Genomic DNA, 20,301 nt, shown 5'->3' with positions numbered 1-20,301 from the left:
GAGTAGCCTCTCAGGCGCTGCATCTGCATGGAAGAAGCCCTCCGAGCGTTTGCAACAAATCGCCACGGAACTTTTCTGACTCTCTTGCAGGAGGAGCCATCGTCCCAAGCTGCGCGAATAAAAAATCACTGGCTTCCACATACCCAGGCATATGAATTCAGCTGGAACTGTGGGTGCGTTAATTATCTAAAAATTAAAAGGAGAACTTTTAACATGAAAAAAACTTTACTCTCTGCTGTGTTGGCCATCGGCCCCGTAAGCGCTGCACTGGCAGGTACATCAGTTAACTTGTATGGCATCGTAGACGGCGGCCTCGCTTACCAGAAGGTAAGTGGCACCTGGGATAACGCCGACTATGATGCAAAAAAAACAGGAATGGTGAGCGGAGGCCAGTCTGGGAGTCGGTGGGGACTGAAGGGAGAGGAAGACTTAGGTGATGGAATAAAGGCGCTATTTCAACTCGAAAGCGGTTTCGACCTCATTACCGGGCGCAGCGGACAAGCGGATAGGCTATTCGGTCGTCAAGCCACTGTTGGCCTGTCGAGTAACACATGGGGCAAGTTGGAATTTGGTCGGCAATCGAACATTGCATCCAAGTTTGGAAATCCGGTCGCAGACCCCTTTGACGCCGCCTTCCAGCAGGCAGCGGCAGGCACGTCTTTCAGCGCAATGAACACGCCTCGTTACGATAATATGATTATGTACCAAAGCAACAGTATTTCGGGGTTCCAAGTTGGAGTTGGATACTCCTTTTCAATCAATGGAGCACAACGCTGGGACATTAACAATGATAAAACTGACGACGGAAAGGTTCTTACTGCTGGCGCAAAATACAGCAGTGATTCCTTTTCGGCGTTTACCTCTTACGACCAGATCAGGTTTGAAGCTTCTGACATGGATTTCAAGTCATGGTCCGTCGGCGCCGCTTACGACTTTAAGATAGCCAAACTGTCGTTGGCGTATGGACAAACTAAAGATGGTTGGTTCGCAGGCCGCAATTTCGGCACACTGAGCACAGGTAGCTTTGTTTCGGCTGACGGTTTGAACGTGAATTCTTATCTTGTAGGCCTAACTGCGCCATTGGGGAACGGATTGCTTAGGGCTTCGTGGCAAATGGCAGACCCCAGGCGAGGGGCTCAGGCAAGCGTAAGCAAAGCGCTTATTGGCGATGACCTTGATAGCCTGAACGTCTATTCGCTGGGCTACACGTATAACTTTTCCAAGCGTACGAATCTATATGCATATGGATCCTATGCCGAAAATGCGCTTTTTCAGAAAGGCCTTAATTCCACATTGCTCAGTATGGGCGTGCGCCATCGCTTTTAAATTGTACGTGTGCCGTTTCGCGGCACGCTGCGGGGACGTGGCCTTATCGGCTACTCTTGCAGTTTCTTTGTACGCACGACAGTGTCGCTTTGCCTGTGGATGATTACGATGCTGCTGTTGATGACTCCGCTGCTATTGCGTCTATCTTAGAGATTTTGCAGGTGGTAGGGCGAAGCAGCCTAAGTGCTTCTGCGTATATGCAGATCCTGTCGCTAGGACAGCGAAGTCTGGCGTATCTATGGACGTGTTGTGTGGAGGAAGGATTGATGGGCGATAGAGAAACCCTTGAACTGGCGGCGAAGGCGGCGGGATATGTCAACTTCCAGCATTGTGAGATTAGCGGCAGAGAGCCGGCTCTTTATGTGCAGGATCACGGCATCGGGTTCCGGATGGCCGTAAGGTCTCCGGGTTTTAGCGGATTACCAAGACTATCACTAGGAACATGAGTATGCAGATGCACAATCCCCCCCATCCGGGCAGCATCCTGAAAGAGGATGTTCTTCCTGCGCTTGGCTTGACGGTGACTCAGGCTGCCGAGCAACTTGGCGTGTCGCGCGTTCAGTTTTCGCGTTTTATCAATGGTCGCTCGGGCGTGACGCCTGAACTGGCTATATGCCTGTCTAAGTGGATTGCAGCACCAACGGCGATCATGTGGATGCAAATGCAGGCCGATTACGAGCTATGGCATGCTGAACATTCGGCGCGCAAGTTTAATGTTGAGCCCGCGCACGCAGTGCCGACCTGAGCAGACAACAAAAAACCGCCCGAGCAGGGCAGCAGAGAAACTTCCATCTGGGGAAGCGACTGAGGTGATGTCCGGCCACCATGCCCATGACGATTGGCATAGGGATGTGATCCTCGCATTAGATTGAGGCTTCATTCTGGGTGAATGCCAGTTGTGCTGCGATGCCCGCGAAAGCGGCCGCAAATCCGCGGCGCATCCAGGTCTGAACGGTAGCGCTGGACAAGACATGCTGGCGTACCGCAGCAGCAAACGCTCCATAGATGGCAAAGACCACGAAAGTCATCGCCATGAACACCAGGCTTAGCTCCATCATCCGGTACACGGGCACCTCTTCGTTCGCGCTGACGAATTGAGGCAGGAAGGCGAAGAAGAAGAGGGAGAGTTTAGGATTCAGAAAATTGATGAGGATCGCCGAGACAATCACCTGCCTGGCGCTCTTGCCCTTCGCCGTAGCATTCAGGTTCAACATGCCGCGATCACGAAACATAGTCCATGCCATGTAGAGCAGATAAGCGACGCCCAGGTACTTGAGGATCTGGAAAGCTACCGCGCTGGTGTGAAGCAACGCCGCGAGCCCGCTGATCGCGGCCAGCATGTGGGGGACGATACCGAGTGTGCAGCCGAAGGCAGCCAGAAGGCTGACGCGTGAGCCCTTTGAAAGCCCGGCTGCCACGGTATAGATCGCGCCCGTCCCCGGCGACGCCACAATCACTAACGCGGTGAGGAAAAATTCGAATGTCATCGCAGCTCCATGGTTTTGACGAGGCAGGCGGGCCAGATGGTTCTTAGTGCTTCGTCAAGCCGCGATATGAGCTTGGCCACATCGCTTTCGGCTGTTTCGTGCAGGGCTTCTGCGACGATCAGCGCGCGATCGGTGCTGGAACGGATGGCGGATAAGCCGCTCTGGCGGTTTGTCCATCGACGCGCATGCGCACGGCCGGCCTCATCTGCGAAAATGATTTCTCCGGGGTCGGGATGCTCGGTTTCTCCCGAGAAGGTTTCGTAGACTTCATCACCATACGCGAGCCTCACGGTCAACGCGCCTGTGATCGTGCTCGTATCGAACACCGCAATGGGAATGGCAGAAGCAAGCGATGCCGCATTGCAAAGGTCGATCAGCGGATGCAGTGCTGGCAGCGCCCCTTCCTTGCGATAGCGCCGCAGCAGAGCTTCGGAGGCGCAGCGGTACCGCGTTGGCTTGATCCCCATGGCGGAGAAAGTGCGACGCCATGCCTGAATCTCGGCAAATTCTGTTTCGCTGCCGCCGGCAAGGCGCTGATCGACGATGCGCTTGAATCTTGAGATTTCGGGAGTGGCGTCCGCGTTGGCATCGATACCTTCCAGGAGAAGAGCACCGGAGCGAAGCTGCGGAAAGCGGGATCGGATGTCGGATGCGTAGAAGAATGGGAATGGCATGTTAGTGGCTCGCTCATACTTTGAACCACTATGCACGATGCACTTTCGTCCCGTCTTGAACGAAATTGCAGATCAGTCAGTTCATCGCTGCGGCGTATAGTCCTGGTGACATACCGTAGGTGCGGACGAAAAGCCGGGTCATGTGGCTCTGGTCCGCGAAACCGGACGCCAGTGCCGCATCGGCAAGAGCCACCCCTGCGGCAATCAGTCTGCGCGCTTTCTGGAGCCTGCGCTGCATCAGGTAGGCGTGTGGCGTCATGCCCGTGACCTTCGAGAAGCCCCGGACGAGTTGAAACTGGCTGATGCCACTGATCGCGGCCAGTTCATGCAGTGAAATCGGTGGCGATGGGTCGTCGTCGATGCGAGTGCGGGCCAGTTCGATGCCTTTGGGTGCTCCGTGTACCTGCCTTCGATGGTCCGTGTCGATCAGCCGAGCCAAGAGCAGCAGAAGATTCTCGTGCGCTTCGAGCTCGCTGTACCCACCTTGCGGATCGGTGACGGCACGAAAAAGCGAGACGAAACGGGCCGCGGACACCGGATCGCACATCGCTGGGTGCGCAAGCTCTGCATTGCCGGTGGCACCTCCCGTCAAGTCTTCGATCGCGTCGGCCAGCGTCGCTGGATCAAAGTACAGCATCTGCCATTCGCGGCCACTCTCGCCAAGTGGCGTGCCGTCATGGACTTCTCCAGGATTGACGGTAATGATGTCTCCTGCCTTCGCCTCGACAGTTCCGCGTCCGCTCAAGGATTTCTGCGCACCGCGCAGGATGACGCCCATGCCGTATTGGTCATGCGTGTGGCGACCGAATGCATGAGCGGTGTCGGCGGCTACCGCCTCCACGCCCTTCATTTCGCATCGAGCTATCCTGAACTGTCCCTTTGCCATGACCCAAGATTACATCGAAGTGACCAACAGGGCGATCTGTCCTGCATTGTTGCCGCAGTTCCTTGAGCCGTTCGGGGTTGGTAGCCAGATCTTCTGCCGCGGGGACGTTTGAGGACCTGCATGGCACAGTCCGCCTGGCGCTTCGAGCGCGCCAGCCGCCGGGCCGCTTCCTCGGTGGGTCAGTGAATTCCCGACCGCGCCAAGGCGCGAATGTGCTCCCTCCTTTCGATGTCGATCACATCAGACTCAATATTTGCTGCGTTGCACAAAATGTTTTATTATGACCATGAGCTATTTAATTATTACAAAAAGGAATAAGTAAATATGCGAGTGACCAAAATAGATCTGTATGTGACAAAAGCAGGCCATGTGGCATTCTTGACGTCCTGTGAGACGCATCCGGCATATGGAATGATGTTTCGGGGCCATGTCTACGAGCGCAAGGAGCACAGAGCAATCAAGCGAGAACTTGCTTGGTCAGAATGCGGGGAATGCCTCACCAGCAAGGACGAGCGCGATAACCTTGTGTGGAGAGCATAGCGGCGCCTTAACTTGTTTGAGACGGGAACGCCACTTGCTTTGCGGTTTAAAACCGAAATCCGAGGTGTGGTCAATGTCAGCACTAGCAAGTATTTGGCAAACTGTTGTGAGCGAGTTTTCTGACATCGCGGACATCAGCGAAGCGACGATCATTGTCCTTCGCTTGACGCTTGCTGTCGTGCTGGGCGCTGCGATCGGCTATGAGCGTGAGCGTCAAGGAAAAGACGCCGGCTTGCGCACCCATATGCTTGTGTCGCTTGGCGCTGCCCTGTTTGTGTTAGTTCCCGTTGCCAGCGGCATGCAGGCAGCGGAAGTAAGTCGTGTAATGCAAGGCATCATCGCAGGGATCGGCTTTCTTGGCGCCGGTGCGATCCTGAAACAGGAAAAGAATCAGGAAGTAAAAGGCCTGACGACTGCGGCAAGCATATGGGTTGCCGCCGCTGTCGGCATTTCGGCGGGCTATGGCCGCGAAGCGACGGCGGTGGCAAGTACCTTGGTGGCCTTATTTGTGCTTTCGGTGCTTGGGCGGATAGATAAAAAATAACACCTCGTCAACAGCTACCTTACTGGTCGTTGCGGGACTCTTTGCTTTTGCTTTTATCGTCGGCGTCTTTAATTGGCGACGTCAGGCCCAGCTCGGCGCGAGGGTCCTTTTCCCGCTCGGTTCGTTTGTCGTCTTTGATGTCGATGGGCGTACTGGTCTGGCCTGGCTCGGGTTTTGCCTGTGTCATAACATGCTCCTTGTGGTGTGGAGCTTCTGTACAGCAACTAGCGCGCCCGAACATTCAAGATTAAACCCGCCGAAGCGGGTGGGGTGGGGCATCGGCGCAAAGCGAGCATGACCTGGCTTAAAAAGCGTTGCCCGTCAGAAGGTGCCGAAGATTCGTCCACGGAACCCTGGGCAGGCGAGTTCATTGCGTTTTCGTGATCTGTCATTGAATTGTCCCTAGGGTTATTCACAGGTTCTGGGGATAAGTTGAAGGCGGCGACCACGGTGAACTGCATCGCCGCGAAATAACGCTTTTCCCTCATGACAGATCAGCCTTCCGGGAGTGAAATTAGGTAAAAGTACTTATTCGGCGTAGGATGGTTCTCTGATCCACCCTCAAGGAACACGTATGTCTGCACTGACCGATACCGAATATAGGGGCAACTGGATACGGCTAACCAAGCAAGAGGATCGAGGTTTATATCTTGCAGGCATTCAAATAACAGACGACGCGCCGACGTCGACAGCCAGACGATGGGACAAATTGGCTCCCGAAATCGAAATCCATTTTGATTTTGAATCGGCTTCTGAAGATGCGCTGATACAAGCCAAAACCTACATTGATGGGGAACTGACGACTGCAATACCGGTAGCGCAGATCCCGTGACATCATGTGCGTCATGCTACGCGAACGCAGCGTGGCGGCGCTCACTAACTTAACTGAACAGGTACATCATGAATATGAACGACGCCACACTGCGCGAGCATCCGCTATCGGCCTCCTTGCAAGCAGCTTCAACGGCCAAAGGAGTGCACGACAAGCAGCTGCCGCAACGCCTGAAAAGTAGCAAGCGTTGAAGCGCTATCGATACGCAAACGCGCAAGGCGAAAGGAACTACAAGCTTTTCGTACCGAAGCGATATGGCGATCAGCCTCTGCCTTTGATAATAATGTTGCATGGTTGCAAACAGGATGCAGCGGATTTTGCCCTCGGTACAGGGATGAATGTGCTGGCCGAACAGAACGACTGCCTTGTGGCTTATCCAATTCAGCCGCGCCGTGCGAGTCGCGGGAAATGCTGGAATTGGTACCAGCCCCAACATCAGCAGCGTGATTTTGGCGAGCCCGCTATCATCGCAGGAATTACGCTGGAAATCATTGCCAACTTCAACGTCGATGCGGCCCGCGTGTACGTGGCGGGGCTATCGGCTGGGGGCGCAATGGCAGCGGTCATGGTTCACACTTACCCGGACATATACGCTGCTGCCGGTGTTCATTCCGGTTTACCCTATCAACGTGCATCCGGCGTGTTGTCCGCGCTGGGCGCCATGAAGATTGGCATCGGTGCGCCGCGGGGGCTGTCAGCCATTTCCACACATGCTCCTAAGCGTCCTATGATCGTTTTTCATGGAGATTTGGATATGACTGTTCATCCCTCGAACGGTTGGGAGCTTCTCCACGAGTTTGAAGACATGAATGCTACAGTGTCGGAAGAGACTGTAGACCAGGCTGACGGGCGTCGATCAACGCTCAGGACAATACAGTCGTCCGATGGGATCGATGCGGAGCACTGGGTCGTGCACGGCGCGCCGCACGCCTGGGCGGGTGGAAATGAAAGCGGTTCATACACGGACGGTAGCGGTCCGGATGCCAGTGCCGAGATGTTGCGCTTCTTTCTTGCTCACACCTTAGAACCCACGCTTGCGTGAATCCGCGGGGCGAACGTGAGCCACCGAGCGCTTGTGCAATCTCGGGGCTCATCGGTACGAGGATAACAACCGTAGCCCTGTTCGCCGTGCGAACTCCTCGTAGCTGAGCGGCGGCCCGGGCCGTGTGTCAGCGCTGTTTGCTTGCCAGTGCGCCCAGGCGCGGCCGGTGGTGGCATCGTAAACAAGCTTGTACAGATGCGTGGGCACCGCTACCCGTCCCGGTCCAATCGTCTTTGGCCCGGATGCATACACCGGTCCGGTAAAAACATAAACATCCCCTTTGGCGCGCATCACATACTTTCGCGTGTCGTTCTCGATGCGGTTCCAGGCGCCGGCGTTGTGAGTCTGATTCTGCGGCACCATGTTGGCCAAGGAGAAGCTTTGGGCCATTGCCTCGGGGTTGTGCATGTCACCGGCCGGTGCCATGTGTCCACGCGAATAGCCAGAGCCGCGGTAATCAGCCAACTCGGCGCGTTCGCTGGAAGGCAGGCGCGCCTCTGTATAAAACCTGTCTGTGCGCTGTACGCTGCGGGTCCGGGTCAATATTTGGCGGTTCAGGCGTTGGGCGACAAATACAGGCGTTTTGGTCTTGCCGCTGTGCAGAATGGCAAAAGACGAAAAGCACAGCTCACGCAGGGCTGGGCCGGGCGGAATGAGGGGAGGCTTCCCGTCAGGAAAAAACTGTGGACAGTCGACGAACCGCGTCTGTACCCGAGCGCCGCTGTCCACCACCCGTGGCGCTGCCTGCTCCTGGCGGGGTAGATCCAGCCGGGAGAGTATGAGGTCCAGCGAAAATTGATCGCGTAATTGCGGATTCAGCGCGTAGCTGACGATACTGAACGTCGCGACGGCCGAGACAGTCAATGCGCTGAGGAACCGCCTGAGGCGACTGACTTGTTTCCTAGCTTTGGATCTCGATGTGCGTTTTTTTGGGTTGAGTCTTTTTTTTCTCATGCGCCGTCATTGTAGGCCACGAGCAATGAGCTATTGCGGCTCACCAACAACCGCCTGCGCCCTGCGAACAGCCTCAACGCAGAAGCCGTTACTGTCCGGATGATCAACATACTCACCTAACCGCGACTGCACCTTCTCGCGCAACTCCGGGGCTGACTCAAATATGGTCGCGCAGAGCGCACAAATCAACAGATGGTGCGCTGCAATATCGACAGATAATTCTTGCATCGCTTGCAACGTTTCCATCGCGAATTCTTCATTTGCATTCATGCCCCGCTCCTTTCGGAAAACTATGCTAACCGGAACTTTCGAGGCTACTCCTCTGAAGCGGGGTTTCCATTGCGCTGCGTCACTTCCGCTGCTGTGAGTGAACACAAGGTGGCAGCGGATAGCGCGGCGAACGCCCTATGAACTGCATAGCTCATAGGGCGTTTCTGTTAAGCCGCCCCTTCCAGCGACTCAGGAGTATCCCAAGTTGCCGCAAGTCGGCATGGACGAGAAAGTATCGGCCTATTTAGGGTTGACCGGGTCCTGCTGCCGGGAGGGCTGATCCTTTTTATCTGAACCTCTATCGCGGTCTGTTCCTGGCTGCACAGGCAGGTTCGTGTCTGGCGGGCTCTGCTGATCTCGCCCCGGCTGTTGTTGATTCGGTGTGCCAGGCTGTGCTGGCGGGACGTTGGGCTTCTGATTCTCTTGCATGGCTTGTCCTTTCAATTTTCAATGATGTGGCGACAACGACTTACTGGTTGTATTTTGTTTTGGCGGAAGCGATGCATTGGTCTTTTGCATCGCCCGACAAAGCATCGCATTTTTCCTTCGCGACATCGTAGTTGGCGTCACGTTTTTCCTCCGTGGCTTCCTGCTTGGCTTCGGCTGTTTCCTTGCCTGCTTTGGCGTTAGCCTTGGCAGAATCGCGCTTGGCGTCGGCTTCCTTTTCGCAGACATCGCGGTCATTGCCTTTAAGCGCTTTGCAATGTTTCATGTCGGCATCGTGGCGCGCGCTGATTTGGTCAGGTGTCATGACCTGGTTGTCGGCCTGAGCGGCAACAGGAAAAAACACCGTGGCAGCCAACGCCATTGCACAAGCATACGCGGCTTTCTTTGTTGTGTTCATAAACGCTCCTAGAAACACAGTTTTATAGTGCAGCCGTCAAGAAGAAAAATTCTGGATTCGGGCTGTGGATTCAATGTACCGGCGACGAGTCCTGCAGACTAGAATCATCGGGACTAGTACTGGCAGTGCGATTGCACTGTTTTAACGAGGCATGCCTGGGTATAAGCGTACCGGTAGGCCGGAAAGGGCACACCCTGGGGGAAGGCGCTTCGGCTGAATGGCGGCTTGCATCAGGCGGGTACTGGCGTTTTCTGAAGCTGGTCCTTGCGTTCCGTGAGCGCCGTCGAAATGTCACGTAAATCGACCTTCTGGGCGATTACCTTGGGGAACAGCTCATCCTCTTCTTCGGTGACGTGATGCGCGACATACTCGCTCAGCACGGTGACCTTGGCCTCGTAGAGATCATCCTTCATGCTCATGGACTCGATCTGTGCGATGAGTTCCTTTGCGCCGGCATGCTCAACCAACGCCTCATTCAGAAGGTCGTGAAATACCTCGGGGTTTTGTTGACGCAGAAAGGGATAGAAGAGTTCCTCTTCCAGCACTGCATGCACCGTAAGATTGGTACAGGCTTCTTGAGCGATCTGTTCCTTCTTGGCCGCTGTTTTTTCTGCCTCAAACTGTTTGAAAAGCGTCTTCACTTTCTTATGGTCATCGAGCAACATACTCAATACTTCTTTCTGAGCAACAGGTATTTGTGACTTGTTCATGGCATCATCTCCGTTAGGCGTGGGTCTTCCAGGCGCTACCTCGCAATTCTTGTGCCCAGGCTGCGCTGTGCGGATTGCGCGCTAAAATTACCAGTTCTGCCCCTCGTGCTCGTGAACAAAAAGACATCCGTGTAAAGGGCAATCAAGGAAGCGGGTGCAATGCTATTTGTAAAAGAGGAAACTACATAATGAGTGCTGGGCACCTTCGGGGGCTGGCCGAACTGTCGCCAGCAAATTTCGGCATGGTCATGGCGACCGGGATTGTTTCGCTGGCGGCCGAGTACTGGCGTTTCGCTATTATTTCCGACACGCTTTTTTACCTGAACAATGTCTTGTATGGCGTGCTCTGTGTCTTGACGCTATGGCGCTTGCTGACATATCCACGCCTTTTTTTCGTCGATATGTTCAGCCATTTGCAAGGTCCAGGTTTTTTCACCTTTGTCGCGGCAACCAATGTGCTGGGCGCGCAGTATGTCACCATGGCGGGCCAATATCAGGTGGGGGTGGTCTTGTGGGTCATCGGTGTGGTGGCATGGCTGCTGCTTGCATATGCTATTTTCACGGTACTTACCGTCAAAAAAGAAAAGCCCACCCTGGATAAGGGAATCAACGGCGCCTGGCTGCTGGCCGTGGTGGCTACCCAATCCATCGCGGTGCTCAGTACGTTGCTGGCGGCGCACGCCGGGCAGGTTCACAGACTCGAGCTGAACTTCATCGCCCTGTCCATGTGGCTTTGGGGCGGCATGCTCTATATCTGGATGATGTCCCTGATCTTTTATCGCTATACGTTTTTTCGCCTGTCGCCAAGCGACCTCACGCCGCCGTACTGGATAAACATGGGCGCCATGGCGATATCGACACTTGCCGGAACACTGTTAATCCAGAATGCGCCTCAAGCCCCGTATCTGGAATCCCTGCTGCCTTTTCTCAAAGGCTTCACGATCTTTTATTGGGCGACGGCGACATGGTGGATTCCCATGCTGCTGGTGCTGGGCGTCTGGCGCCATGTCTGCAAGCGGTTTCCACTAAAATACGATCCCCTGTATTGGGGCGCCGTGTTTCCGCTGGGCATGTACACCGTTTGCACGTATCAAATGGGCCTGGCCATGGATTTCACATTTTTGCATCTGATACCCCCATTGTTTTTCGCCGCCGCGGTGCTTGCCTGGCTTGCAACATTTTTTGGTTTGCTGGGTCGCGTCCTGGCGTGGTTTCGCGGGGCGAACATGGCATGACCCCGAGCCCGGTTTTTATTGTTTGATCTTCCCATGAATAGCAAAGCGCTCGTATTGTTTTCCGGAGGGCAGGACTCCACGACCTGTCTGGCCTGGGCTCTGCATCGTTATGAGTATGTGGAAACCGTTGGTTTCGACTATGGCCAGCGTCATGCGGTCGAATTGACCTGCCGCCAGGAGGTGATCGCGCAGATGCGCGTACAGTTTCCAGGCTGGGCTGCCAGGCTGGGCCAGGATCACATGCTGGATCTTTCGATATTGGGCCAGATCAGCGACACTGCGCTCACGCAGCAAAAAGAAATAGAATTTCGCGACAGCGGGCTGCCCAATACCTTTGTTCCTGGTCGAAACCTTCTGTTCCTGACGCTGTCAGCCACACTGGCCTATCGGCGCGGCCTCCAGGTGTTGGTGGGCGGCATGTGCGAAACAGACTACTCCGGCTATCCCGATTGTCGGGATAACACGCTCAAGGCGACACAGGTAGCGCTGAGCCTGGGACTTGATTGTCCGATGGTTGTCGAAACGCCCCTGATGTGGTTGGACAAGCATGCCACCTGGACAATGGCGCATGGTCTGGGCGGCGATACGCTGGTCGACCTGATCGTCGAGCATACGCATACCTGTTACCTGGGCGACCGGTCGCGGCGGCATGCCTGGGGATATGGCTGTGGCCACTGTCCGGCTTGTGAACTCAGACGTAATGGCCATCAACACTTTATCAGCGGAAGCTGACTAGTCGAGCAGGTCCTTCATGTCGTCCGCATGCTCTTCTTCGACCGCCATGATGTCGATCAACAAGTGTTTGGTGGTTGGGTCAGTGTCGCCAATGCGTTCAATCATCTGGCGATAAGATTCGATCGCGACGCGTTCTGCAACCAGATTGGCCCGGATCATGGCCTTGATATCGCTGCTGTCGTCGTATTCTGCATGACTGCGTTCAGCAAGTGAGGACGGATTGAAATCGGGCTCGCCGTTCAGCTGAACAATGCGCTCCGCAATCCGGTCGGCGTGATCCGCCTCCTGTTGGGCGTGTTCCAGGAACTCTGCCTTGATGGGCTCGTTGACCAGGCCGGCTGCCGTGTAGTAGTGGCGCTTATAGCGCATCACACAGACAAGCTCGGTGGCAAGGGCAGCATTCAGCATGTCGATGATTTCCTTGCGGTTTCCCTTGTAGCCGGAGGACACGGCGCCGCCGTCCAGGTTTCGTGCCGCCTGACGAATGGCGGCCACATCTATGGGGCCATGTTGAGTATGCTGGTCGTCGCTGTTTGCGTTGCTCATGGTTATCCTTCTGGTACGTTAAAACATAAAGAGCGGAACGAGCGCCTCGGCACACTTTCCGCCACCTCATTTGCGAGTCAGCAAACAGCGTGCCTGTGCATGATCAAGGTGCCATCAATGTGCGCCAGCCGCAGCACCTCCCGCGCTGACATTGGTTTTTGGGCGGGCAATCCAGATCAGGGCAATCAGAAACAGGAACAGCACGCCCGAGGCGTAGAAAATATCCAGCGCGGATAGCGTGTAGGCCTGCTGGTTGATCAGACCGTTGATGAGAGAGGCGGATTGCTGGTGTGTCATGCCCTTGAGCTGCAGCCCGTTCATGACGGCGTCGAACGCTGGTTCGCCGGGGCGGGCAATCTCCGTCAGTTGTGCATGATGCAGGCTTGCGCGGTTGTCCCACAACGTAGTGGTGATGGAGGTTCCAAAGGCGCCGAAAAGCAGGCGGACAAAGTTGGAGAGCCCGGCGGCGGCCGGTATGCGATGCGGATCCAGGCCCGATAGCGTGAGCGTGGTGAGGGGGATGAAGAAGGTTGCCATGGCTGCACCCTGGATGAAGGTGGGCAGCATAATGGTGTACAAATCAACATCCGTATTGAAATCCGCCCGCATGAAGCTGATCAGCGAAAAAACCAGAAAAGCAAATGTGGCAATGATGCGTGGATCGTGTTTGGCAAGCAGCTTGCCAACCAGCGGCGAGATGAGGATGGCCAGTATGCCGACAGGCGCCGAGGCGATGCCTGCGTAAGTGGCGGTATAGCCCAGTGTATTTTGCATCCACAAGGGCAACAGCACCACTGTCCCGAAGAAGACACCGTAGCCGACGGAGATGGTGATTACGCCTGCGGTGAAATTTCGGAATTTGAACAGCGTAAGGTCTACCACGGGATGTTCGGCGGTTAATTCCCATATGACGAAAAAAACGAAGGCCATGACGGCAGTGATGGCCATGATGACAATCTGGGTGCTCGCGAACCAGTCCAGTTCTTTGCCTTTGTCCAGCATGAGTTGAAGCGCACCAACCCAGACGATAAGCAGGCCGAGCCCGATGGTGTCGATGGGCAGCTTGGTGCGCGCAGAGTCGCGCTCCTTATAGAGCTGCCATGATGCCCAGCCCGCCAGAAGCCCCACTGGCACATTGATATAAAAGATCCAGGGCCAGCTGTAATTGTCGGAGATCCATCCGCCCAGCAGTGGCCCGGCGACAGGGCCAACCAGAATGGTCATGGACCACAGGGCAAGCGCCATCCCTGCCTTTTCCTTGGGGTAGGAGCTGAGCATCAACGATTGCGACAGCGGGATCATGGGTCCGGCAACCGCACCCTGGAGTACACGAAACGCCACCAGTGATTCCAGCGACCAGGCAAAGCCGCAAAGCCAGGATGAAATAACGAACAGCAGTACCGAGAGTACGAACAGGCGTACTTGTCCGAAGCGCTGAGTCAGCCATCCTGTCAGCGGAACCGTAATAGCATTGGCTACCGCAAACGAGGTAATGACCCAGGTGCCCTGGGTGGCACTCACGCCCAGATCGCCAGCAATGGTGGGAATGGAGACATTGGCAATGGACGAGTCCAGCACATTCATGAACACTGCGGCGGACAGCGCAATCGTGCCGTAGGTGCGGGCGCGTCCCTCCAATGGTTGGTGAACGACGGCCGCCCGGCGCGGGGGCGAGGCTACAGGCTTTTCGGTGTCCGGCATAATCAGGAACCTGTGTTTTGCTGGATAATCTTGGCGATCATGGCATTGGCCTGGCGCTTGTCTTGTGAGAAGACCGTGGTGCTCAGGCCGTTGGCGTCAACCACCGCCTGCGCTTGCCTGATATCTTCTTCGCTGGGGTCGGACAGATCGACTTCTGCTTTCATGGACAACCCAACACGCAAGGGATGTTCGGCCAGCTCCTTGGGGTCGAGCGCAATGCGGACAGGAACGCGCTGAACCACCTTGATCCAGTTGCCGCTGGCGTTCTGTGCCGGCAATAACGAAAAGGCCGCGCCGGTTCCGGCTGCCAAGCCTTGAACCCAGCCGTGGTAGGTCACGTTGCTGCCATAGATATCTGCAACCAGCGTGGCGCGCTGGCCGGGCTTCATGCGCTGCAGCTGGCCTTCCTTGAAATTGGCCTCCACCCACAGTTGATTCAAGGGGATAATCGTCATCAAGGGCGTGCCGGGGGCCACGTGCTGCCCCACTTGTACCGAGCGCTGCGCGATCATGCCATCCACGGGGGCAAGTATGCGTGTGCGACTTGCGGCAAGCCAGGCCTGGCGCAGCCTGTCTGCTGCCTGCTGTACATCGGGGTGATCGGTGACAGTCGTGTTGGCGGTGAGGGCGCGATTGGTCTCCAGCTTCGCGCGAGAAACGGCCAGCGCGGCCTCGGCCTGGGCAAGGCCAGATTGGGCCGATTTCACGGCCGTCTGCGCGTGCAGGATTTCCTCGCCACTGACACCGCCTGAGTGCGCCAGGGTCTGGCGGCGTTTCAGGTCGCTGCGTGCTTTGGCGAGATCGGCTTTGGCGCGCTCGATATCTGCTTGCCGCACGCTGATGTCCGCTTCCAGGGCTTTGTTCTGCACGAATATGGTTTGAGTCTGGCGCAGCGATTGGGCCAGCGCTGCCTGAGCCTGCTGCAAAGCGATATCTGCATCGCTTGCATCGAGCGTAACCAATTGCTCGCCGCGTTTGACGCGATCGATGTCATCCGCCCCAATGGCAATGACCGTACCCGGTATTTGCGATGTGACCTGGACCAGATTGCCGTGCACATAGGCATTGTCTGTTTCTTCGAAGTGGGATGCAAAGAGCAGCCACCACACGCCATAGATAATGCCAAGGGCGATAAAGCTGAGCGTGGCGATGATCAGCAGCGATTTCCGCCTGGACGCCGGTTGTTTGTCTTTACTCATGTATGTTTCTCTTGGATCAGTGTGTCGTCGTTGCGGCGCCATAACCGCCACCCAGTGCCGTGGCTAGCTGCGCATCCAGCGCGAATGCGCGGGCTCTCAGGTCAGTGTCCAGAAGCGCCTGCTTCTGGACTTCGTTTTGCGCCAGCAGCACTTGTATGAAGTTGCCCAGGCCCGACTTGTACCGGTCTACTGCAATTTCATAAGCTGACTTGATGGCTTCCAGGCTTGCCGCCTGGTCTATGGCCTGTTGCTTGAGCGCCTGGATGCCGGCACTGGCATCGGCCACTTCGCGAACCGCCGTCAAGAGCGTCTGGTTGTAGTCTGCGACGGCTATATCGCGTTCCGCTTTGCGTGTATCCAACTGGGCGTTAAGTGCGCCGCCATTGAAAATAGGCAGGGAGACGGCCGGGCCGATGCCGTAGGTTTTGCTGGCGCCTTCGAGCAGATTGTCCAGCCCCAAGGACATAAAGCCGGCGAAGGCAGCCAGATTCACATTGGGATAGAACTCCGCCTTGGCTGCCGATACCTGGCTGGTGGCTGCTGCGGCGCGATCACGGGCCGCGACAATATCAGGACGCCTGGCAAGCAGTTCCAATGGGATGTTGCCCGGTGTCATTGAAGGCATGCTGGTGAGCGCAACCTGGCTGATGTGGTCGCCACGTTGCGGGCCCGATCCCAGCAGGGCAGATAATTGATTACGCAAAAGCTTGGCGTTGGTGGCGGCCTGGCTCAGTTGCACCCGAGCCGCCGAAACGGCGGAATCAGCCTGTTTGACTTCGATTTGCGTGTCCAGCCCGGCTTTCAGTCGTTGACGGGTAATATCCAGCATATTTTCCTGCTGCTTCACGATCTCGCCCAGAACGGTTTGCTGGGCCAGGGCGCCTTGCAGCTTGTAGTAGCTTTGGATAACCGCGCTCACCAGTGTATTGCGGGCCATTTGCAGGTCGGCCATGGCTGCGCGCTGACTGGAAACCGCAGCAGCGTAGCGCGAACGATTGCGGCCCCACAGGTCCAGATCGAAGCCTAAGTTAAGGCGCAGATCGGCGTCTGTCATCATCGAACCGCCGTAGGGAGGAGGGTAGATGTAGTTGCCGGAGAATCGCTGCCGCGTGGCTTTGAAGTTGGCATCCGCCTGAGGCAGTTGGACTGCGCGTGCCCCGCCTACGGCAGCGTTGGCCATGGCGAGCCTTGCCTGCGCCGCATCCATGGATGGGCTGCCCAACAGCGCCTGGTCTATCAGTTGGGTCAGTTGGGAATCGTTGTAGCGATGCCACCATTGTGCTGTTGGCCATGGTGCGTCGCTGTGCTGCAACCCGACCTGAGCGGCTCCCAACTGCGGCACCTTGGACTCACCGGGATCAATCACGGCGCAGCCAGACAAGGCCGCGACGAGCAATAAGGGAATGAAGGCTTTCATGTGTTTCTGAGAAAGAGTGGCGGCAGTCTGTTTGCTGACAACAAGCTGAATATAGTTGCCTAGTAAGTAACTGCCTAGGCAGTGATTATATAGAACCAGAATCAGTCATGGCAAGCAAGGTGCCCGCTGATTTTTATGCAATAAGAATGAATCCGGCTGGTAAGCGCGATCAGGCGCGGCTGGCGTCGTCTTCGACGGACTGGTCGCCATTGACCAGCATGCGCTGGATCAGGCCAATGAGGGTGTTGATTTCATCGACGCTGAAATCGTCCAGGTGGGTATTCAGGGTGGCGGCAACGGCTGGGAGAATGTGGTCCGCGACATCGTTTCCGGCGTCCGTCAACGCTACGCGTACCACGCGCCGGTCTTCCGGGCAGCGATGCCGAGTAATGAATTTCTTGGCTTCCAGTCTGTCCAGCGCACGCGTCATGGCGCCTGTGTCGATAAACGTGCGGCGCGACAATTCCGCCGGGGTGTTGATGTTCAGAAAGCGGATAAGCGCAAGGGGACGCCACTGCATGGCGGTCAGCCCCAGCGGTGCCAGTTTTTGCTCCATCATGCGGTTGAGCGAGGATTGAAGCTGCTTGATGAGGTGGCCGAGGTTGACATCCGGGGCCAATGATGCCGACGTGGCCTTATAAAAGGATTGCGCGCGCCGCCGCTGTGCGTCGGCCTTTGCGGTGGACTTGGCAGGAGTGGGTGCAGCGGCTTTCTTCATGACAGAAGAGTTTACCTCCGCTGTTATTGCCTAAGCAAATACTGTTTATGCAAACACTGGAGAGTCAACAGGCTGCGAAGCGCGGTGTTGCCGGCCGCCGGGCAGAAAGATCGGATCGGCGAGCCGCTTTTAACTGACGCCGCTGGCCTTTGCGGCGACCTTTTCAAGTAGCTGTTCGATTTCTTCGCGATGGATGTCATGGGTAACAAAGCCGGATGCATTTTCAGGCATGGCCAGCCGCTCTGGGCTGGCTAGCGTGCGGCGGATGTCCTCGAGCCCTCCTGCCCAATGAGCGTTCATGGTTGACATGCCAAATTGATAATCTTTGTAGTGTCTTTCGTAGGGTTGGTTGCGATAGATCAGATGAATGACGTTGTATCGCTTGTTGCAGGCCAGGTCCTGGGCCATCTTGCAGTAAGGATCCGTGTCCCGGACATCGGCAGGAATGTGCTGCAAGAGGCGCTCAAGAATGTGGCGCAGGTATTGCGTCCAGCGTACCTCGTCCGTGATGAGGCGGGTGCGGCTTGAATACCGGATGTCCTTGATGCGGTCGGATACTTCGCTCATATTGGTGGGCAGTTTGCCTCGCGCACTCCATAAGTCCACCTGAAACACCAGTGTGTCGCGCAGGGGCCGGGAATCCAGGACTTGCGTCAGAGGCGTATTGGAGACCAGGCCGCCGTCCCAATAGTATTCGCCGTCAATTTCAACGGCGGCAAATGCCGGCGGCAACGCGCCCGATGCCATGAAGTGCTCCGCGCGCAGCCTGGTGGATTGATTGTCGAAATAAACAAGGTTGCCTGAGCGGACATTGACTGCACCGACCGAGACGTGCAGTCCTCCTTCGTTGATGCGATCAAAGTCACAAAGAGACTCGAGCGTGGACTTGAGTGCGCCGGTGTCGTAATAGCTGGTCGCCGCGGCTTGGCCGTGCAACATGCTCGAGGGCGGCGGAAAACGCGGCTTGAAGAAACCCTGCTGGCCCATCATGAGCGCATTGCCGGCGTGCATGGCGCTCAGCGCCTGGCGCGACAGGTCGTTCATATCGAAGATGGTGCGTTCGACGAAAGGCGGCAGGCCGATACCGCCGTTGGGCTCGCAAATGGTCTCCCAGAACTGGCGCAGGCGCGCTACACGGTTTTCCGGCGCGTTGCCGGCAATGATGGCGGTATTGAGCGCGCCAATGGAAATGCCGGCCAGGTAGTCAGGCGTCAGCCCCGCTTCGTGCAAACCTTCGAACACCCCGGCCTGATAAGCCCCCAGCGCGCCGCCCCCCTGCAACACCAGGGCGACGGTTTCGTAAGGAGGCAACCCTGTACTTGCGGACTGTGTTGCGTCGGGAATGGGTTGCCTGGGTTCTGGGCCCGCCGCCGCTTCGGTAGCAGCCTTGGTCGGCGGGTTCTTGGCGCCAGGCGCCAGGGCTTTTTTCACCGAGGGTCTGGGCACAGCCTTTTTTGCGGCAGCGGTCTGCTTGCCTGCTGTGGCGCGCAGCCGCTGCGTACTGGGCTGTTTGCGCGAAGCGGCGACGACGCGACGTTCTGAACGCTCAGCCGTCGAAGTGGCCTGTGTGAAAAGCTCAAGTTGGCGTTTCATGACTTTTTATCCAAGGAGTTTGCGCTGGCATCATCCGTAGTATAGAGACCTGCGTTGCACGCTGTATTGTTCTCGCCGCCAGCCAACAGGCTTTGCATGAATGCCTCAATAAGCGCGCCACGGTATCGCGACTTGTGCAGTACCAGCGAAAGACGCCGCCGCAAATCCAGGAAGGGTGTGTCCAGGATGGTCAGCCGCCCGGCCGCCACGGAGTCGACGGCTGCGGCCTGCGGCAGACAGGCGATGCCCAGTCCGGCAATCACAGCCTGTTTGATCGCCTCTACCTGGCCAAGCTCCAGCAGAATGGTGCCTGAAGGCAATGCGGAGAGCGCCTGTTCGACTTGATTGCGCATGGCGGAGCCGCTTTCTCTCAGTATCCACTGCGCTCCCTCGAAGTGTTTGGGCTTGAGCTTGGCTTTTTGCGCCAACGCGTGAGTGGGTGCCGAGCAGACGACGAGTTCATCCTCGCGCCACGGGAAAGACTCAAGTTGTGGGTGATTAATGGGGCCCTCGGTACAGCCCACATCGATGCGGTGCTCCACCAGCCCCGAGGCGATGGCTGACGTGTTCTCCACACTGACTCTGAGCGACACCTGGGGGTGCCGCGACACGAAGGGGCCGAGCAGGTCGCCGACCAGATAGTTACCGACGGTGTTGCTGGCCCCGATCCGTAATTCACCCGTCAGTATCTGGTCCGTGCCCTGGCTGTGGCGCAGCAGTTCGTGCAGGCGTTCGATCACTTCCTGAGCCATGGGCAGGGCCTCTTTGCCTCGAGGGCTCAGGTGCAGCCGGCCACGCTCGCGATCAAACAGCTGGCCATTGAGCTGCCGCTCCAGTTCTGCCAGAGCCATGCTGACGGCTGGCTGCGTGACGAACAGACGTTCAGCCGCAGCCCGCACGCTGCCGGTGCTGGCGATGGCCACGAATACTTCCAGTTGTCTGACGCTGATTCCAATCATCAATATATTTTATGCAACAAATAAAGATTAGTGAATTTATTTATAGGATAGAGATTCGTAAAATTACTTCAAGTAATTTACTAAATATA

General features: G+C 56.5%; 22 protein-coding genes. 7 read left to right on the top strand and 15 right to left on the bottom strand.

Going from position 1 to position 20,301, the window contains the following annotated elements; genetic code table 11:
- Window positions 1–213: 213 nt before the first annotated feature.
- Window positions 214–1,326 (top strand): porin, encoded by a 1,113-nt coding sequence (locus ERE07_RS00490; RefSeq protein ID WP_130006927.1) that lies wholly within the window; start codon window positions 214–216, stop codon window positions 1,324–1,326.
- A 454-nt stretch (window positions 1,327–1,780) separates the two neighbouring features.
- On the top strand, window positions 1,781–2,071 hold the full coding sequence (locus tag ERE07_RS00485; RefSeq protein WP_342366230.1) for a HigA family addiction module antitoxin: 291 nt from the start codon (window positions 1,781–1,783) through the stop codon (window positions 2,069–2,071).
- Window positions 2,072–2,189: 118 nt separating this feature from the next.
- On the opposite strand, the gene ERE07_RS00480 is transcribed toward ERE07_RS00485, so the two are convergent.
- The 3 genes from ERE07_RS00480 to ERE07_RS00470 form a co-directional block, all read right to left on the bottom strand.
- Window positions 2,190–2,813 carry a LysE family translocator gene (locus ERE07_RS00480; RefSeq protein ID WP_130006925.1) on the bottom strand — a complete coding sequence of 208 codons (624 nt, stop codon included), beginning with the start codon at window positions 2,811–2,813 and terminating at the stop codon, window positions 2,190–2,192.
- Window positions 2,810–3,487, bottom strand: coding sequence for a B3/B4 domain-containing protein (locus tag ERE07_RS00475; RefSeq protein WP_130006924.1), 678 nt, complete (start codon window positions 3,485–3,487; stop codon window positions 2,810–2,812). The genes ERE07_RS00480 and ERE07_RS00475 overlap by 4 nt, the downstream gene beginning before the upstream one ends.
- A 76-nt stretch (window positions 3,488–3,563) precedes the next feature.
- Window positions 3,564–4,373 carry an AraC family transcriptional regulator gene (locus ERE07_RS00470; RefSeq protein ID WP_130006923.1) on the bottom strand — a complete coding sequence of 270 codons (810 nt, stop codon included), beginning with the start codon at window positions 4,371–4,373 and terminating at the stop codon, window positions 3,564–3,566.
- 613 nt (window positions 4,374–4,986) lie between these two features.
- Here ERE07_RS00470 and ERE07_RS00460 point away from each other — a divergent pair.
- On the top strand, window positions 4,987–5,457 hold the full coding sequence (locus ERE07_RS00460) for an MgtC/SapB family protein (RefSeq protein WP_130006922.1): 471 nt from the start codon (window positions 4,987–4,989) through the stop codon (window positions 5,455–5,457).
- A gap of 19 nt (window positions 5,458–5,476) precedes the next feature.
- Here the strand turns inward: ERE07_RS00460 and ERE07_RS21575 are convergent, their stop codons facing one another.
- Window positions 5,477–5,644 (bottom strand): hypothetical protein, encoded by a 168-nt coding sequence (locus ERE07_RS21575; protein WP_167670686.1) that lies wholly within the window; start codon window positions 5,642–5,644, stop codon window positions 5,477–5,479.
- Between the two features lie 387 nt (window positions 5,645–6,031).
- Here ERE07_RS21575 and ERE07_RS00455 point away from each other — a divergent pair, with 387 nt between their 5' ends.
- Window positions 6,032–6,289, top strand: a complete 258-nt coding sequence (locus tag ERE07_RS00455) for a hypothetical protein (RefSeq protein WP_130006921.1) — start codon at window positions 6,032–6,034, stop codon at window positions 6,287–6,289.
- A 187-nt stretch (window positions 6,290–6,476) separates the two neighbouring features.
- Entirely contained in the window at window positions 6,477–7,331 is an 855-nt protein-coding gene (locus ERE07_RS00450) for an extracellular catalytic domain type 1 short-chain-length polyhydroxyalkanoate depolymerase (RefSeq protein WP_130006920.1), read from the top strand.
- Window positions 7,332–7,379: 48 nt separating this feature from the next.
- On the opposite strand, the gene ERE07_RS00445 is transcribed toward ERE07_RS00450, so the two are convergent.
- The 4 genes from ERE07_RS00445 to ERE07_RS00430 form a co-directional block, all read right to left on the bottom strand.
- On the bottom strand, window positions 7,380–8,285 hold the full coding sequence (locus tag ERE07_RS00445) for a DNA/RNA non-specific endonuclease (RefSeq protein WP_130006919.1): 906 nt from the start codon (window positions 8,283–8,285) through the stop codon (window positions 7,380–7,382).
- 30 nt (window positions 8,286–8,315) lie between these two features.
- A complete protein-coding gene (locus ERE07_RS00440; protein ID WP_130006918.1) occupies window positions 8,316–8,555 on the bottom strand; it encodes a hypothetical protein in 240 nt (79 codons plus the stop codon).
- Between the two features lie 469 nt (window positions 8,556–9,024).
- A complete protein-coding gene (locus ERE07_RS00435) occupies window positions 9,025–9,399 on the bottom strand; it encodes a hypothetical protein (protein WP_130006917.1) in 375 nt (124 codons plus the stop codon).
- A 230-nt stretch (window positions 9,400–9,629) separates the two neighbouring features.
- On the bottom strand, window positions 9,630–10,109 hold the full coding sequence (locus tag ERE07_RS00430; RefSeq protein WP_130006916.1) for a hemerythrin domain-containing protein: 480 nt from the start codon (window positions 10,107–10,109) through the stop codon (window positions 9,630–9,632).
- 188 nt (window positions 10,110–10,297) lie between these two features.
- On the opposite strand from ERE07_RS00430, the gene ERE07_RS00425 reads away from it, so the two are divergent.
- Window positions 10,298–11,344, top strand: a complete 1,047-nt coding sequence (locus ERE07_RS00425) for a tellurite resistance/C4-dicarboxylate transporter family protein (RefSeq protein ID WP_130006915.1) — start codon at window positions 10,298–10,300, stop codon at window positions 11,342–11,344.
- Between the two features lie 33 nt (window positions 11,345–11,377).
- Entirely contained in the window at window positions 11,378–12,076 is a 699-nt protein-coding gene (queC, locus tag ERE07_RS00420) for a 7-cyano-7-deazaguanine synthase QueC (protein ID WP_130006914.1), read from the top strand.
- Here queC and ERE07_RS00415 read toward each other — a convergent pair whose 3' ends face one another.
- From ERE07_RS00415 to ERE07_RS00385, 7 genes are all read right to left on the bottom strand, one after another.
- Window positions 12,077–12,625 carry a ferritin-like domain-containing protein gene (locus ERE07_RS00415; protein ID WP_130006913.1) on the bottom strand — a complete coding sequence of 183 codons (549 nt, stop codon included), beginning with the start codon at window positions 12,623–12,625 and terminating at the stop codon, window positions 12,077–12,079.
- Between the two features lie 114 nt (window positions 12,626–12,739).
- Window positions 12,740–14,326 carry a DHA2 family efflux MFS transporter permease subunit gene (locus tag ERE07_RS00410; protein ID WP_130006912.1) on the bottom strand — a complete coding sequence of 529 codons (1,587 nt, stop codon included), beginning with the start codon at window positions 14,324–14,326 and terminating at the stop codon, window positions 12,740–12,742.
- A 2-nt stretch (window positions 14,327–14,328) separates the two neighbouring features.
- Window positions 14,329–15,525, bottom strand: coding sequence for an HlyD/EmrA/EmrK family protein (locus tag ERE07_RS00405; RefSeq protein WP_130006911.1), 1,197 nt, complete (start codon window positions 15,523–15,525; stop codon window positions 14,329–14,331).
- Window positions 15,526–15,541: 16 nt separating this feature from the next.
- A complete protein-coding gene (locus ERE07_RS00400) occupies window positions 15,542–16,942 on the bottom strand; it encodes an efflux transporter outer membrane subunit (protein ID WP_130006910.1) in 1,401 nt (466 codons plus the stop codon).
- A gap of 169 nt (window positions 16,943–17,111) precedes the next feature.
- Window positions 17,112–17,660 carry a MarR family winged helix-turn-helix transcriptional regulator gene (locus ERE07_RS00395; protein ID WP_130006909.1) on the bottom strand — a complete coding sequence of 183 codons (549 nt, stop codon included), beginning with the start codon at window positions 17,658–17,660 and terminating at the stop codon, window positions 17,112–17,114.
- A 129-nt stretch (window positions 17,661–17,789) separates the two neighbouring features.
- Window positions 17,790–19,253, bottom strand: coding sequence for a DUF3734 domain-containing protein (locus tag ERE07_RS00390; protein ID WP_130006908.1), 1,464 nt, complete (start codon window positions 19,251–19,253; stop codon window positions 17,790–17,792).
- Window positions 19,250–20,212 (bottom strand): LysR substrate-binding domain-containing protein, encoded by a 963-nt coding sequence (locus tag ERE07_RS00385; protein ID WP_130006907.1) that lies wholly within the window; start codon window positions 20,210–20,212, stop codon window positions 19,250–19,252. The genes ERE07_RS00390 and ERE07_RS00385 overlap by 4 nt, the downstream gene beginning before the upstream one ends.
- Window positions 20,213–20,301 lie beyond the last annotated feature (89 nt).

Source organism: Allopusillimonas ginsengisoli, from assembly GCF_004153455.1.
GTDB classification, from domain to species: Bacteria; Pseudomonadota; Gammaproteobacteria; order Burkholderiales; family Burkholderiaceae_B; genus Allopusillimonas; species Allopusillimonas ginsengisoli.
Note: the sequence above shows the minus strand (reverse complement) of the source record. Positions and strands in the feature narration are given on the sequence as shown.

Coding starts and splice junctions, on each gene's coding strand:
- ERE07_RS00415 (WP_130006913.1), bottom strand. CDS start 12,625: ATGAGCAACGCAAACAGCGACGACCAGCATACTCAACATGGCCCCATA.
- ERE07_RS00445 (WP_130006919.1), bottom strand. CDS start 8,285: ATGAGAAAAAAAAGACTCAACCCAAAAAAACGCACATCGAGATCCAAA.
- ERE07_RS00460 (WP_130006922.1), top strand. CDS start 4,987: ATGTCAGCACTAGCAAGTATTTGGCAAACTGTTGTGAGCGAGTTTTCT.
- ERE07_RS21575 (WP_167670686.1), bottom strand. CDS start 5,644: ATGACACAGGCAAAACCCGAGCCAGGCCAGACCAGTACGCCCATCGAC.
- ERE07_RS00455 (WP_130006921.1), top strand. CDS start 6,032: ATGTCTGCACTGACCGATACCGAATATAGGGGCAACTGGATACGGCTA.
- ERE07_RS00390 (WP_130006908.1), bottom strand. CDS start 19,253: ATGAAACGCCAACTTGAGCTTTTCACACAGGCCACTTCGACGGCTGAG.
- ERE07_RS00430 (WP_130006916.1), bottom strand. CDS start 10,109: ATGAACAAGTCACAAATACCTGTTGCTCAGAAAGAAGTATTGAGTATG.
- ERE07_RS00475 (WP_130006924.1), bottom strand. CDS start 3,487: ATGCCATTCCCATTCTTCTACGCATCCGACATCCGATCCCGCTTTCCG.
- ERE07_RS00435 (WP_130006917.1), bottom strand. CDS start 9,399: ATGAACACAACAAAGAAAGCCGCGTATGCTTGTGCAATGGCGTTGGCT.
- ERE07_RS00490 (WP_130006927.1), top strand. CDS start 214: ATGAAAAAAACTTTACTCTCTGCTGTGTTGGCCATCGGCCCCGTAAGC.
- ERE07_RS00395 (WP_130006909.1), bottom strand. CDS start 17,660: ATGAAGAAAGCCGCTGCACCCACTCCTGCCAAGTCCACCGCAAAGGCC.
- ERE07_RS00405 (WP_130006911.1), bottom strand. CDS start 15,525: ATGAGTAAAGACAAACAACCGGCGTCCAGGCGGAAATCGCTGCTGATC.
- ERE07_RS00470 (WP_130006923.1), bottom strand. CDS start 4,373: ATGGCAAAGGGACAGTTCAGGATAGCTCGATGCGAAATGAAGGGCGTG.
- ERE07_RS00400 (WP_130006910.1), bottom strand. CDS start 16,942: ATGAAAGCCTTCATTCCCTTATTGCTCGTCGCGGCCTTGTCTGGCTGC.
- ERE07_RS00480 (WP_130006925.1), bottom strand. CDS start 2,813: ATGACATTCGAATTTTTCCTCACCGCGTTAGTGATTGTGGCGTCGCCG.
- ERE07_RS00385 (WP_130006907.1), bottom strand. CDS start 20,212: ATGATTGGAATCAGCGTCAGACAACTGGAAGTATTCGTGGCCATCGCC.
- ERE07_RS00440 (WP_130006918.1), bottom strand. CDS start 8,555: ATGAATGCAAATGAAGAATTCGCGATGGAAACGTTGCAAGCGATGCAA.
- ERE07_RS00485 (WP_342366230.1), top strand. CDS start 1,781: ATGCACAATCCCCCCCATCCGGGCAGCATCCTGAAAGAGGATGTTCTT.
- ERE07_RS00425 (WP_130006915.1), top strand. CDS start 10,298: ATGAGTGCTGGGCACCTTCGGGGGCTGGCCGAACTGTCGCCAGCAAAT.
- queC (WP_130006914.1), top strand. CDS start 11,378: ATGAATAGCAAAGCGCTCGTATTGTTTTCCGGAGGGCAGGACTCCACG.
- ERE07_RS00410 (WP_130006912.1), bottom strand. CDS start 14,326: ATGCCGGACACCGAAAAGCCTGTAGCCTCGCCCCCGCGCCGGGCGGCC.